Here is a 14,113-nt window from a genome sequence, read left to right on the forward strand (position 1 = left end):
GGCCGCCTCCATGGTCATGGTCGCATCGTTATTCTCGGCACCCGGCGCCGCGCGCGCCGGCACCGAAGTGGCCGGCGCGCCGATGGCGTTCACGAGCGCCCCGGTCGGCGAGATCACGCTGATCACCGGTGACCAGGTGCAGGTGCGGGCCGTGGACGGCGAGCACCGCGCGGTGACGGTCACCCCCGCGCCGCGGGCGGACGGCTCCGTGCCGACGTTCCAGGTGCTGGAGACGGACACCGGCGTGACCGTCATCCCCGACGACGTCGCCGCCCTGGTCCCCGACCGGCTCGACACCGCGCTGTTCAACGTGAGCGCGCTGGCCGAGCAGGGCTACGCGGCAGGCGCCATCCCGCTCATCCTCACCTACGAGGGCAACGCCACCAAGGCCGCCCTCCCCGCCGTCAAGCAGGCCCGGACGCTGGAGAGCATCGGCGGCGCGGGCGTGTCGGTGGCCACCCGGGACGCCGCCGCGTTCGGGGCGGAGCTCGCCAAGCTGGCCACCCCGAGCCTGAGGGCGGCGGGCCCGCTGGCGGGCGTGCGGAAGATCTGGCTCGACCGCAAGGTGAAGCCGGACCTGGAGCAGAGCGTCCCGCAGATCGGCGCCCCCGAGGCGTGGGCGGCCGGGTACGACGGCACCGGCACGACCGTGGCCGTCCTCGACACCGGCGTGGACGCCGCGCACGCCGACCTCGCGGGCAAGGTCGCGGACCAGCGCGACTTCACCGGCCAGAGCGTCACCGGCGACCCCCACGGGCACGGCACGCACGTCGCCAGCACCATCGCGGGCACGGGCGCGGGCGGCGTCGGCAAGGGCGTGGCGCCCGGCGCGCGGCTGCTCAACGGCCGCGTGCTCGACGCCGACGGCTACGGCCAGCTGTCGTGGATCATCGACGGCATGGAGTGGGCGGCGGGCGAGAAGCACGCCGAGGTCGTCAACATGAGCCTGGGCAGCCGCGAGCCCGGCGGCCCGCTCACCGCGGCGGTGACGCAGCTCAGCAAGCAGTACGGCACGCTGTTCGTGGTGGCCGCCGGCAACGACGGCTGCGACGGGTGCGTGGGCGCCCCGGGCGACGCCCCCGAGGCGCTGACCGTCGGCGCGGTGGACAAGCGGGACGCGCTGGCGCCGTTCTCCAGCAGGGGCCCGATCACGGCCGACCTGTCGGTCAAGCCCGACGTCACCGCCCCCGGCGTGGACATCACCGCCGCCAAGGCGGGCGGCGGCAGCCTCACGCTGTCCGGCACCTCGATGGCGACCCCGCACGTCGCGGGCGCGGCGGCGCTGCTGCGCCAGGCCCGCCCGGGGATCGCAGGCAACGAGCTGAAGTCGCTGCTCATGGCCAGTGCCAAGCCGGGCCAGGACATCCCCGTGGACGCGCAGGGCGCCGGCCGCATCGACGTGGCCGCCGCGCTCAAGGGCTCGGTCGTGGCCTCGACGGGTTCGGCGAGCTTCGGCAAGCTCACCACCGGCGAGCGGAAGAGCCTCACCGTGGGCTACCACAACCTCGGCCAGGCGCCCGCCGAGCTGGATCTGTCGGCCGGCGACGCGTTCACCGTCGAGCCGTCGAAGCTCACCGTGCCCGCGGGCGGGACGGCCGAGGTGAAGGTCACGGCCAAGGCGGACGAGAGCGGGATGGTGCGCCAGGAGCTGACGGCCGCCGTCGCGGGCGGCAGCCCGGTCCGCACGCTGCTGTCCGCGAGCGTCGACGAGAAGCGGGTCGAGCTGCGCGTACGCGGCATCGCCCGCGACGGCCGCCCCGGCCGCGGCGGTTTCACCGTCCTCAACCTGGACGAGGGCACCCTGGTCGGCCGCCTGCTCCCGGGCGACCCGTCCCAGCCCTGCACCGACCAGAAGTACGGCAGCGGCACCTGCCTGCTGGTCAAGCCCGGCACTTACTCCGTGCTCGGCCACATCTTCACCATGCCCGCCACGCAGGACAGCACCACCGGCGGCAAGCCGCTCAACGAGAGCCTGCTCGGCGACCCGGAGATGAAGATCACGGACAACACCGAGGTCGTGCTGGACGCCCGCAAGGCGGTCGAGGTGAAGGTCGAGACGCCCGACCACCGGACCAAGCGGAACACCGGCGCCGCCGGGGCCCTCATGTGGTACCGCTCCAGCGAGAAGGGCACCGCGCTGCGCGGCGGCACCACGATCTCGCCCGGCGGGCAGATCGAGGAGCGATTGTTCGTCCAGCCCACCAGGAAGGTCACCAAGGGCACCTTCACCGTCGCCACCCGCTGGCGGCTGGCGGCCCCCGAGATCGAGCTGTCCACGCCCGGCCTGGACCTCGAGCCGCAGTACGTCGACCCGGTCCAGTTCAGCGACTTCTCCACCGAGTACCCGCGCCTGGACGGCACCCAGCTGCTCCTGGCCGTGGACGCGGGGCGGGGCAGCGCCGAGGAGATCAAGGCCCGCGACCTGCGCGGCAGGCTCGCCGTCATCCGCCGCACGGAAGGCGTGCCCGTCTCCACCCAGTCCAACGCCGCCGCGGCCGCCGGGGCGAAGATGGTCGCCGTCTACAGCGACCAGCCGGGCGCCGACGTCACCACCGGCGGCAACAAGGTCAAGCTCGCCGTCCCGACCGTGCGCCTGACGCACGAGGAGGGGCTGAAGCTGGTCGCGCGGCTGCGTCACCTGCCCGTGCCGATCCTGGCCAAGGGCATCGTCGCCAGCCCGTACGTCTACGACCTCTACCTGCGCGAGAAGGGCCGGGTGCGCGAATCGCTCACGTACGTGGTCAGGTCGAGGTCGCTGGCCAGGCTCGAGACCGGCTACCACAGCCAGCTGGCCGAGGACGTGACGATGAACGAGGCCAGGTTCGTCTTCGAGCCGTGGGACACCTCGTCCATCTCCACGAACCTGCCCCTGGCCAAGACGCCGCGCACCCGCACCGACTACGTCACCCCTGACCCCGAGCTGAAGTGGAGCTCGTCGGCGGGCAGCCCGGAGCGCTCCTACAACAACATGTGGCCGCACCCGGACACGCCGCGCATCTTGATGTCGTCGCCGGAGTTCCGCCCCTACGAGGTGGGGGAGCGGGTCAGCCGGACGCTGTTCAAGCAGCCGCTGATGCCCGGCATCAACCCGCGCAACCCGCTGCGCCGGGACGGCGACCGGCTGCGCATCTCGATGCAGGGCTTCGTGGACGCCGACCGCAACTACGGCGACGGGTACACCAGCATGTTCGAGCACGGCCTGAAGTCCGACTTCCGGCTCTACCAGGGCGACAAGCTGCTGCTGCAGACGAACTACCTGCCCTCGGGGTCGGGCATGCTCCCGCCGGAGCAGGCCACGTACCGGATCGAGTACGACCTCGCCAACGAGGCCGAGTGGGCGAAGCTGTCCACCCGCACGAGGGCGGTGTGGACGTTCGGCTCGGAGCACACCACGGAGACGACGGTGGTCCCGCTGCTGCTGGCCTCGTTCGACGCGCCCGTGGACCTGAAGAACCAGGCCAGGTCGCACCGGCTCGGCCTGTCGCTCTACCACCAGGAGGGCGCGCGGCAGAGCCCGGTCAAGGACGTCTCGCTGGAGGTCTCGTACGACGACGGCGCCACCTGGAAGCCGGCCCGCCTGCGTGACAAGGGCGAGCGGGCCTACGAGACGACGCTCGGCCGCTCGCCGTCCGGCTTCGTCTCGCTGCGGCTGAAGGCCTCCGACGTCAACGGCAACACCCTGTCGCAGGAGGTGATCCGCGCCTACGCGGTGCGCTGAACGCCGTGCAGGAGGGTGTCGATCACCCTCGTGGCCAGCGCGTCAGGATCGGAGCCTGGGGGAGAGCCGTGCGCGGCCTCCCCCAGCAGCGCGAGATAGACCTGCCGGGCCCAGACGGTGTCGCCGCCGGGGCCCAGCAGCTTCTCGAACACCGCCTCGCACAGCTCCATCACCTCGGCCTGCACCGCCTGCGCCTCCTTGCTGAGCGGCACCGGGCGGGCCAGCGTGAACCGCCAGCCGAGCTTGATCTGCAGGATGTTGGCCGTGGCCTGATGGAGCGCCACCTGGGCGGGCGCGGTGTGCGGGCGGGCGGCGTGCACGGCCTCCTGGATCTCCCGCCACGCGGCCACCTCCATGGCCTCGATCAGCGCCTCCCGGCTGGCGAACCTGCGGTGGACGGTGGCCCTGGCCACCAACTTTCCAACTCATGACTTACGCACTCGTCACCGGCGCCTCCTCCGGGATCGGCGCCGAGTTCGCGCGCCAGCTGGCCGCCCGAGGGCACGACCTGGTGCTGGTCGCCAGGTCCGGCCCCGCGCTCGAAACCCTCGCCGCCTCGCTGCGCCAGGCCCACGGGGTGCGGGCCGAGGTGCTCTTCCAGGACCTGTCCGCCCCCGACGCGGCCACGCGAGTCGCGGAAGAGGTGGCCGCCCGCGGGATCGCCGTCGACCTGCTCGTCAACAACGCCGGCTTCGGCACGGCCGGGCACTTCGCGCAGATCGCGCCGGAGCGCGAGCACGAGGAGCTCATGGTCAACGTCGTCGCGCTGGTGGGGCTGACGCACGCGTTCCTGCCGGGCATGCTCGCCCAGGGCTCCGGCGGCGTGCTGAACGTGGGCTCCACGGCCGGCTTCACCGTCGCCCCGTACTTCGCGACCTACGCCTCGTCCAAGACGTTCGTGCTCAACTTCAGCCTCGCGCTCTGGAGCGAGCTGCGCGGCACCGGCGTCAAGGTGCTGGCGGTCGCGCCGGGGCCGGTCGAGACCGCGTTCTTCGACAGGATAGGCACCAGGAAGGCGGCCATCGGCGCCAAGCCCGCCACCCCCGAGCTGGTCGTCACCACGGCCCTGCGCGCGTTCGACCGCGACCGCGGGTACGTGGTGCTTGGCCGCGGCAATCTGGGCCTGGCCCACCTGATGCCCCGCCGCCCGCGCAAGCTCCTGGCCCTCATCGGCCGCCGCGTCACCCGCCAGGTCGCCGACGCCCTCACACCCTCCCCCGGACATGGCTGAGGCCGCCTCGTCCGGGCTCGCGCGGGACGGAGGCGGCCATGGGGGACAGGCGGGTCACCGGCCGGCGATCCAAGCCTGCTCCTGGGTGACGGCGGGCCGCGGGTAGGCGGCGCGGGTCAGCATGGTCTGCGCCACGCCCGCCTTGAGCAGGGCGGCCATCCGGGCCACCGGCAGCAGGGTCAGGGCGAACAGGGCGCCCGCCACGGTGTTGACGATCACGAACCCCGTGGGGTCGCCGTAGAACGCGAGCCATTCGGGCAGCCCGTCGCCGACGCCCGGGATCCGGGCGATGGCCCAGCCGTAGATGGGGAAGGTCAGGCCGGCGACGGCCCCGACCCACCACGTGGCGGTGAGCACGAAGGAGGCCAGCGCGAACGGGAACGCGATGATCCCGTGCAGCAGGTCCATCCACGCCTGCCCGCCGGCCAGGGGGTTCATCATGCGGCGGAACCAGCCGGCGCCCTCAGGGGCGGTCGCGTACGGCGGGCGGGCGACCGGGTGGCCGAGCACGCCGGGGAGCGCGACGCGTTCGAGGTCGGCCAGGTGCCTGGAGGCGGCGGCGGTCGCGGCCAGCACCGGCAGGCCGACGAAGGCGACGGCGCCGCCCAGGCCCGCCGAGACCCCGACGACGGTGACGCCGAAGGAGATCAGGGCCAGCGGGAGTCCGAGCAGCGTGTAGCGGGTGTCGGTGGCGAGTCTGCGCTGGAGGGTTCTCATGGACAAGACGCTACGAGCGGGGGTCGGGCCGGATCGAACCTGCGCGCGGCCCATTGCGTGGTGGGGACAGCCCTACCGGAAGCCGCGGTCCGCGCGGTCGCGCCGGAAGGCGTCCAGGCGGTCGAAGTCCAGGTCGTGGGCCGAGACCGGGGCGTCGCCCGTGCCGGTGAAGAAGCCGGCGCGGGTCTGCGGGCAGGGGTTGGCGAACCCGGCGACCCCCGCGCAGGGATGCCCGTGGTAGGTGGTCTCGTGGTGCCAGTCGCTGACCGCCACGTACGTCATGAACTCGTACGCCCGCGCCACGGTCATGTGCTGCCACAGCTCGCGCGCCGGGGCGGGGCCGTCCCAGCGGGTGACCGAGAAGGCCGGCACCAGCACCGCGTCGAGGCCGTCGCGCCCGGCCAGGCTGGCCGAGTACCACAGGTCGGCGCAGAGCAGGACGTGCAGGCGGCGGCCGTTCAGCTCGAAGCCCGCGCTCGGGAGGCCGGGGACCACGCCCGAGCGCAGTTCGAGGCCGTAGGGGTGGACCTTGTCGTACTCCGTCAGCAGCTCGCCCCCGGCGTCGAACACGGCGCCCCGGTTGACCGGGCCGTCGTAGTGCGACCCGCCGACGACCGCCATCCCCGTCGCCTTGGCCAGGGTGCGCACCCTGGCCAGGTACTCGGCGCGCGGCAGGCTGGCGCCCGCCAGCTCGGGCAGGAGCACCACGTCTCCCGAGCGCGCGGTGACGAGCTCCTCGATCGCGTCGAAGTTGGCGTGGCCGTCGGGGGACCAGTGAGGGGGCTGAACCAGGAGGATCTTCACCCCTCCACTGTGACGGCTGAAGGGCCTACTGCGGCTGATGTACGCGTATAACGGACATGTCCTCTACGTGTACGGGCCCGCGGCAGTGCGCGCACACCATGAGCGGCTCCAGCGGCTCGCCGCAACTGTGCCGCCACACCGTTGGCGGCTCTCCCTTAGTGACGTACCGGTCGCCCCAGTCCATGAGCGACAGCAGCACCGAGTGCAGCGCCCGCCCCGCCTCGGTCAGCACGTACTCGTAGCGCGGCGGGTGCGACTCGTACAGCTCGCGCTCCAGCAGCCCGACCTCCTCCAGCTTGCGCAGCCTGGCGGTGAGGATGTCGCGGCTGGCGCCGGTGTTGCGGGCGATCTGGTCGAAGCGGCGCACGCCCAGAAGGACCTCCCGCATGGCCAGCAGGCTCCACCGCTCGCCGACCACCGCCAGCGCGTTGGCGATCGAGCATTCCCTGGGCATCCTCACCTCCGAGAGAGTCCGGATTTCCAACCTACCTGTTGCCGGGGATCGCCGCGAGCAGCTCGCGGGTGTAGTCCGCGGACGGGCGGTCGAAGACGTCCTCGGCGGCGCCGCTCTCCACGATCCGCCCGTTCTGCATGACGTGCACCTCGTGCGAGATCATCCGTACGACGGCCAGGTCGTGGCTGATGAACAGGTAGCTCAGCCCGAGCTCGCGCTGCAGCCCGGCGAGCAGCTCCAGGATCTGCGCCTGCACCAGCACGTCGAGCGCGGAGACGGCCTCGTCCAGCACGACCAGCTCGGGCGAGAGCGCCAGCGCCCGCGCGATGGCCACGCGCTGGCGCTGGCCGCCGGACAGCTCGTGCGGCAGCCGGTCGGCCATGGACGCGGGCAGCGACACCTTCTCCAGCAGCTCGGCCGCGGCCTTCCTGCGCTCGGCCGCGGTGCCGACGCGGTGCACGCGCAGCGGCTCGGCGATCGACTTCCCGACCGGGTAGCGGGGGTCGAGCGAGGCGTACGGATTCTGGAACACCGGCTGGACCCGCCGCCGGAAGGCGAACAGCTCCCGCCTGCCGAGCGCCGCCAGGTCCGTGCCGTCGAAGCGGATGCTGCCGGAGGTGAGGTCGTCCAGGCCGAGCAGCAGGTTCGCGGTGGTCGACTTGCCCGAGCCCGACTCGCCCACGATCGAGACGGTACGGCCCTTCGGAATCCGGAACGAGACCTCGTCCACCGCGGTCAGCTCCTCGCCCGTGCCCCTGATCGGGAACACCTTCCGCAGGCCCTCGACCACCACCAGGTCCTCGCTCTCATGGGACGGTCCAGATACCGCACCTGGCACGCGGACCGACGACAGGCTCGGCACGGCGTTCAGCAGCCGCCTGGTGTACTCGTGCGCGGGTTCGGCGAGGATCTCCCGCGCTCGCCCGGTCTCGACGATCCGGCCGTCGTGCATGACGGCCACCACGTCGGCCCGCTCCGCCGCGAGCGCCAGGTCGTGCGTGATGAGCAGGACGGCCGTGCCCATCTCGGCGGTCAGCTGCTCGAGCTGGTCGAGGATGCGCCGCTGCACGGTCACGTCCAGCGCGGAGGTGGGCTCGTCGGCGATGAGGAGCTTCGGCCGGCAGGCCAGCCCCATGGCGATCAGCGCGCGCTGCCGCATGCCGCCGGAGAACTCGTGCGGGTACTGCCCGATCCGGCGGCCCGGGTCGGGGATGCCGACGAGGTCCAGCAGTTCGAGCACGCGGGCCCGGGCCGCCTTGCCGGTGGCCACGCCGTGGACCTCCAGCGCCTCGGCGACCTGGTCGCCGACGCGCATGAGCGGGTTGAGGTTCGACATGGGGTCCTGGGGGACCAGGCCGATGCCCGCGCCGCGGATCGCGGTCATCTCGCGTCCGGAGAGCCCGGTGAGGTCGCGGCCGTCGAACATGATCCGGCCGCCGGTGATGCGGCCGTTGTCCGGCAGCAGCCGGTTGACGGCGGCGGCCGTGGTCGACTTGCCGGAGCCCGACTCGCCGACCACCGCGACGGTCTGGCCGGGCAGGATCTCCATCGAGACGCCCTTGACGACGGTGACGTCCTGCCTGCGGGTGCGGAAGGCGACCGAGAGGTCACGGATCTCCAGGAGGGGGGTCATGCGGTCCTCGATCGTTGCGTGGCGGCCTGGAGCAGGCCGGCCCAGAGGGCGGCGGTGGGGGTGGGCTCGCCCTCGACGAGCAGGCGGTTGCTCGCCAGGGCCAGGGCGATGTCGCGGCCGGGCACGAAGCCGACCGCGCAGCCGACGTAGCCGGGGTGACCGAGCACGGTGACGGTCTCGTCCCGCAGCCGCAGCTCGTACGTGCGGAACCCCAGGGCCTGACCGGGGTCGGGGCCGGGGGTGAAGAACTCCTTGGCCACCTCGGGCCGCCACAGCCGGTCGTACTCCTGGTACCGGGACATCGCCAGTCCGTAGGCGAGCAGGTCCGGCACGGTCGAGAAGAGCCCGGCGTGCCCGGCGACCCCGCCGAAGGCGTGGTGGGCGTTGCCGTCGGCGACCTCGCCGAGCACCGGCCCGCGCCGCCAGCGCGCGAAGTCGGAGCTGCGGTACGGCACGGGGTACGGCCGGCCGGTGTCGAGCATGACCATCTCGATCCGGTCGTCCAGGGCGCTCATGGCCACCTCGGGGCCCGCCGGGCGGGCGTACCCGGTCGAGCCGAGGCCGAGCGGCTCGGTGACCAGCTCGGTCACGGCCTGGTCCAGGCCCAGGCCGGTGACGGTCTCGACGATCCGGCCGAGCAGGACGAAGCCGAGATCGGAGTAGTGGCGGGCGCGGCCGGGGCGGTAACGCGGGGGCGGCGGCTCCGGCTGGATGTAGAGCGGCCACCACTCCCACAGCCCGCCGCGGTGCAGGAGCAGGTCCCGCACGGTGATCGCCTCGTACGAGTAGGCGAGGTACGCGCTCAGCGGCGCGTCCAGGTCCACCAGCCGGTCGGACACCAGGCGGATGAGCGCCGTCGTGGTGGCCACGACCTTGGTGACCGAGGCGAGGTCGTGGCAGGTGTCCAGGGTCATCGGCACCTCGCCGACGAGTTCGCCGCCCTCCCGGCGCACGGTCCGGTGACCGGCGCACTCGGTGAGGTCGAACCACGGCGTCCGCGCGGCCATGACCACCCCCGCGGGGGCGCTCGCCGGATCGTCGCCGGCGGGCCGGCTCATCGCGTCAGCGCCAGCGAGCGCGGCGGCTCGGCGACCGGCGCCGGCAGCGCCAGCGGCCCCGCGCCGGGCGTCAGCGTGCCGAGGATGCGGGCCTCCCGGGCGCCCGTCCCTCCCGGCGCCGTGCCGGGCAGGCCGTGCGCGGTCAGCCAGCCGATCAGCGCGAACGCGATGGCCTCCTTGTCGTCGGACGGGGCCCCGTAGTCGTCGGACGGCGCCACGTCCACGCCGGGCAGCGCGGCACGCAGCCCGTCCATGATCACGGGGTTGCGGCAGCCGCCGCCCGAGACGACCAGCGCGCCCACCCCGGCGGCCCGCACGTCCCGGGCCACCGTCCGGACGGTCAGCTCGGTGAGCGTCGCCACCAGGTCGGCGTCCCCGGGCGCGCGTCCCGCCCGGGCCAGAGCGGCCTCCACGTACCCGAGGTGGAACAGCTCCTTGCCGGTGCTCTTGGGGGCCGCCAGCGCGTAGTACGGCTCGTCCAGCAGCACCTCCAGCAGCCGCTCGTCCACCCGGCCCGAGGCCGCGATCCGCCCGTCCTCGTCGAAGCCCCGCTCGTTCAGCCCTCTGCTCGTGACCACCGCGTCGATCAGCGCGTTCGCGGGCCCGATGTCGTAGGCGTACAGCTCTCCGCCGCGCACCACGGTCATGTTGGCGATGCCGCCCAGGTTGAGCGCCGCCGCCCCGCCCTCGTGGGCCCGCAGCAGCAGCCCGTCCAGCACCGACACCAGCGGCGCCCCGTGCCCGCCCGCCGTGATGTCCCGGATGCGCACGTCCGACAGCACCGGGACGCCGGTCCGGTCGGCGATCCACGCGGGCTGGCCGATCTGCAGCGTGCCGAGCGCGTGCGTGCCCTCCACCCAGTGGAACACCGTCTGCCCGTGCGAGACGATCAGATCGACGGGCCCGCCCAGCGTGATCGCCGACGCCGCGGCGTCGGCGAAGCTCTGCCCGATGAGCGTGTCGAGCACGCACACCTCGGCCAGCGTCGTCCGCGCCGGCGGCAGCGCCGCGATCAGCCGCGCCCGCAGCTCCGCCGGGTACGGCGTGCTCGCCGTGTGGCCCACCCGGCCCTCCAGCAGGCCGCCGACGAGCTCGAAGTCCACCACGGCCACGTCGATCCCGTCGTGCGACGTGCCGGAGATCATCCCAAGAATTCTCATCGTCTTCCTCGCGGGTCGAGAGTGTCACGCAGTCCGTCGCCGAGCAGGTTGAGGCTCACGACCAGCAGTACGACGAGCGCGCCCGGCGCGATCAGCGTCCATGGGGCCACGAAGACCAGGCTGCGCGCCTCGAAGATCATCGAGCCCAGCGACGGCGCGGGCGGCGGCGTGCCCAGGCCGAGGAAGCTCAGCGACGCCTCGGTCAGCACCGCCCACGACAGCGACAGGGCGACCTGGACGATGACGATCGAGGTGATGTTCGGCAGGACGTGCCGGAGCATGATCTGCCAGCGGCTCATGCCGGTCGAGACGGCCGCCTTCACGTACTCGATCTCCCTGAGCGACAGCACCGGGCCCCGGGTGACGCGGACGAAGATGGGCACGTACACGATGGCGATGGCCACGGCGATCGTGAACCAGTTCCGGTCCAGCACCGACGCCAGCGACAGCGCCAGCAGCAGCGGCGGGAACGCGAACAGCACGTTCGTGACCCCGCCGATCGCGCCGTCGGCGACGCCGCGGTAGAAGCCGGACACGAGCCCGCCCAGCGTACCCGCCACGGTCGCGAACGCCACGGCGACGACCGCGATGAGCGCCGAGTTGCCGACCCCGGCCGCCACCCGGGAGAACACGTCCCGGCCGAACTGGTCGGTGCCGAACAGATGCGCGCCGGACGGCGCCCCGAACCGGGACGGCGGGTGCTGCGCGACCGGGTCGTACGGCAGCAGCCCGGCGAACGACAGCGCCGCCACGACCGCCAGCAGCACGAGGATCACCGACCCCGCCACCAGGGCGGGACTCCTCCTCACGAGGCCCTCACCCTCGGGTCGATGACCCGGTAGAGCGCGTCCGTCAGCAGGTTGACCAGCACGAACGCCAGCGCGATCACCAGCACCGTGCTCTGCACGACCGCGTACTCCTTCTGCTGGATGCCCAGCAGAACCTGCCGGCCGACGCCCGGCACGGAGAAGATCTGCTCCACCACGACCGCGCCGCCGAGCAGGTAGCCGAACTGCAGGCCGGTCATGGTCACGATCGGCACGAGCGCGTTGCCGAGCACGTGCTTGACCTGCAGCCGCCGCTCCGGCACGCCCTTGGCGCGGGCGGTGCGGACGAAGTCGTCCGAGCGCACCTCCAGCACCGCCGTGCGGGTGGTGCGCAGGATCGGCGCCGCGATGCCGAAGCCGAGCACCAGCGCCGGCAGGAGCATCTGCTGCAGGTTGAGCAGCGGATCGTCGAAGAGCATGGCGAAGCCCTGCCCGTTGGGGTTGAACCCGAACGACGCCGCGAAGATCGACAGCAGCGCCGTGGCCAGCAGGAACGCCGGGACCGACAGCCCCGCCAGGCTCACCAGCTGGCCGAGGGCGTCCCTGGGGGAGTTGGCCCTGGAGGCCGCCAGCATGCCCAGCGGCACCCCGATCAGCAGTGCCAGCACGATCGAGAGCACCGCCAGCTCGAACGTCACCGGCAACGAGTGCAGGGTCAGGTCGAGCACGCTCTGCTGCTGGCGGGCCGAGTAGCCGAAGTTCCCCGTGAACATGTTGCCCAGCCACGAGAAGAACTGCGTGATCAGCGGCTGGTCGAGCCCGTAGTACTGCTCCAGGGCCTGCCGCTGGGCGGGCGTGAGCGCCGCCGCCTCGGTGCCGAGCCCCGCCGTGATCCGGTCGCCGGGGATCGCCCGCAGCATGACGAACACGAGCACGGCCACCCCGAGCAGGGTCCCCGCCGTGCTGATGACGCGGTTGCGCATACGTCTCATCAGCTGACGGAGGTGGTCCGCAGGAACTGCAGCGAGCCGCTGGCCATCGGCACGAACCCCTGCACGCCGGCCGTCGTGGCGGTGTAGGTGTAGCCGGAGAACAGCCAGATCCAGGGGGCGTTCTCCTCCAGCTTCGCCGAGACCTGCTCGTAGATCGCCTTGCGGGCGGCCTGGTCGGTCGTCGCCTTGCCCTCGGCGAACAGCTTGTCCAGCTCGGGCGAGCTGTAGCCGGCGACCTTGTTCAGATTGCCCTTGCTGGTGAAGTAGCGGCCGTAGGAGCCGTCCGGGTCGGGGCGGCCGCCGTTGAGCGCCACGGCCGCGTCGAAGTCGGCGGTCACCCAGCGGTCCACGAATGCGCCCGACTCCAGCACCTCCAGGTCCAGGTTGATCTTGGCCTCGGCGAGCTGGGCCTTGAGGTTCTGGGCCTCGTTGACCGAGGTCGCGTACTCGCCCTGGGAGACGATGGTCTTGACGGTCACCCCGCCGGACTTGCCCGCCTTGCCGAGATACTCGGCCGCCTTGGCCAGGTCGCGGGCCGGGCAGGGGCGCTTGTTCGGATCCGACTTGAACGCGGGGGCGGTGATCGGCCCGGTCACCTCGCCCTCGCCGAGCGCGGCGGTGTCGAGCACCTGCTTGCGGTCGATGGCGCACTGGATCGCCAGGCGCACGTTGACGTCCTTGAGGTCGCCGTGCTGCGCGTTGAGCTGGAGCACGTGGTAGTTGAGCTGCGGCGTCTTGGTCACGGTGAGCGTGCCGCCGCCCTGCGCGGTCTGCGCGACGAGCGGGTCGTTGAAGACCGCGAGCTGCACGTTGCCCGACTGCATGGCCGAGACGATGGACGACTCGTCGGGGATCACCCGGAACTCGACCGCGGCCACCTTCGGCTTCTCGCTGCCCCAGTACGCGTCGTTCCTGGCCAGCGTGATCGACTGGCTCGCCACGCGGTTGCGCAGCTTGAACGGCCCGGTGCCGTTCGGCGCGGTGTTGAGCTTCTCCTCGGTGTCGTCGGAGGAGAGCATCGCCATGTTGACCGTGGCCAGGTTGGCGGGCAGCGCGGCGTCGGGCCCGGTCAGCTCCAGCACCACGGTGCCCGCGTCGGGCGCCTCGACCGACTTCACCGACGACAGCGACGCCCTGGCCACGGCCGCCGTCTTCTCGTCCATGATCTTCTCCAGCGACGACTTCGCGTCCTGGGAGTCGAACTTGCTGCCGTCGGCGAACGTGACGCCCTGTCTCAGCTTGAGGGTGAGCTTCTTGCCGTCGTCCGAGGTCTGCCACGACTCGGCCAGCCCGGGGACCACGTTCAGGTCCTTGTCGAACTCCGTGAGCGTCCCGTACAGGTTCTGCAGCACGTTCACGGCCTGGAACTGGGTGGCCTTCCAGGGGAAGAGCGTGTCCGGGTCGGAGGTCACGCCGACCACGAGGGTCTTGCCGGAGGCCGCGCCGCCGGCGCTCGGGGCGGGCCCGGAGGATGAGGACGAGGATGACGAGCAGCTGGTGAGGGCGATGGACAGCGCAGCGGCGATGCCGACCGCGGAGATTGCGCCACGGGGCATGTGGTCTCCTGGGGGGAGTCGGT

12 protein-coding genes are annotated in these 14,113 nt (G+C 72.4%); 2 read left to right on the plus strand and 10 right to left on the minus strand.

Annotation, left to right across the window (positions count from 1 at the left end):
- The first annotated feature begins 16 nt into the window (after window positions 1–16).
- On the plus strand, window positions 17–3,718 hold the full coding sequence (locus tag ACIBI9_RS22765; protein WP_397224143.1) for a S8 family peptidase: 3,702 nt from the start codon (window positions 17–19) through the stop codon (window positions 3,716–3,718).
- Here the strand turns inward: ACIBI9_RS22765 and ACIBI9_RS22770 are convergent.
- Window positions 3,703–4,131, minus strand: coding sequence for a TetR/AcrR family transcriptional regulator (locus ACIBI9_RS22770; protein WP_397224144.1), 429 nt, complete (start codon window positions 4,129–4,131; stop codon window positions 3,703–3,705). The two genes, ACIBI9_RS22765 and ACIBI9_RS22770, sit on opposite strands and share 16 nt — an antisense overlap.
- 14 nt (window positions 4,132–4,145) lie before the next feature.
- Between ACIBI9_RS22770 and ACIBI9_RS22775 the strand changes: the two genes are divergently transcribed.
- Complete coding sequence (locus ACIBI9_RS22775) at window positions 4,146–4,949, plus strand: SDR family NAD(P)-dependent oxidoreductase (protein WP_397224145.1); 804 nt, start codon at window positions 4,146–4,148, stop codon at window positions 4,947–4,949.
- Window positions 4,950–5,003: 54 nt separating this feature from the next.
- Here the strand turns inward: ACIBI9_RS22775 and ACIBI9_RS22780 are convergent, their stop codons facing one another.
- From ACIBI9_RS22780 to ACIBI9_RS22820, 9 genes are all read right to left on the minus strand, one after another.
- Complete coding sequence (locus tag ACIBI9_RS22780) at window positions 5,004–5,666, minus strand: sensor domain-containing protein (RefSeq protein ID WP_397224146.1); 663 nt, start codon at window positions 5,664–5,666, stop codon at window positions 5,004–5,006.
- A gap of 72 nt (window positions 5,667–5,738) precedes the next feature.
- Entirely contained in the window at window positions 5,739–6,470 is a 732-nt protein-coding gene (locus ACIBI9_RS22785) for a carbon-nitrogen hydrolase family protein (RefSeq protein WP_397224147.1), read from the minus strand.
- A gap of 25 nt (window positions 6,471–6,495) precedes the next feature.
- The gene (locus tag ACIBI9_RS22790; RefSeq protein ID WP_397224148.1) at window positions 6,496–6,924 is read right to left on the minus strand and encodes a winged helix-turn-helix transcriptional regulator; all 429 of its coding nucleotides are present in this window, start codon (window positions 6,922–6,924) and stop codon (window positions 6,496–6,498) included.
- 31 nt (window positions 6,925–6,955) lie between these two features.
- Window positions 6,956–8,557 (minus strand): ABC transporter ATP-binding protein, encoded by a 1,602-nt coding sequence (locus ACIBI9_RS22795; protein WP_397224149.1) that lies wholly within the window; start codon window positions 8,555–8,557, stop codon window positions 6,956–6,958.
- A complete protein-coding gene (locus ACIBI9_RS22800) occupies window positions 8,554–9,615 on the minus strand; it encodes a serine hydrolase domain-containing protein (protein WP_397224150.1) in 1,062 nt (353 codons plus the stop codon). The genes ACIBI9_RS22795 and ACIBI9_RS22800 overlap by 4 nt, the downstream gene beginning before the upstream one ends.
- On the minus strand, window positions 9,612–10,775 hold the full coding sequence (locus ACIBI9_RS22805) for an anhydro-N-acetylmuramic acid kinase (RefSeq protein WP_397224151.1): 1,164 nt from the start codon (window positions 10,773–10,775) through the stop codon (window positions 9,612–9,614). The genes ACIBI9_RS22800 and ACIBI9_RS22805 overlap by 4 nt, the downstream gene beginning before the upstream one ends.
- Window positions 10,772–11,584 (minus strand): ABC transporter permease, encoded by an 813-nt coding sequence (locus tag ACIBI9_RS22810; RefSeq protein ID WP_397224152.1) that lies wholly within the window; start codon window positions 11,582–11,584, stop codon window positions 10,772–10,774. The genes ACIBI9_RS22805 and ACIBI9_RS22810 overlap by 4 nt, the downstream gene beginning before the upstream one ends.
- Window positions 11,581–12,534: an ABC transporter permease gene (locus tag ACIBI9_RS22815; protein ID WP_397224153.1), complete on the minus strand. Its 954-nt coding sequence runs from the start codon at window positions 12,532–12,534 to the stop codon at window positions 11,581–11,583. Before ACIBI9_RS22815 ends, ACIBI9_RS22810 begins: the two co-directional genes overlap by 4 nt.
- Complete coding sequence (locus ACIBI9_RS22820) at window positions 12,534–14,090, minus strand: ABC transporter substrate-binding protein (RefSeq protein WP_397224154.1); 1,557 nt, start codon at window positions 14,088–14,090, stop codon at window positions 12,534–12,536. The genes ACIBI9_RS22815 and ACIBI9_RS22820 overlap by 1 nt, the downstream gene beginning before the upstream one ends.
- Window positions 14,091–14,113: the final 23 nt, after the last annotated feature.

Source organism: Nonomuraea sp. NPDC050451 (genome assembly GCF_044458585.1).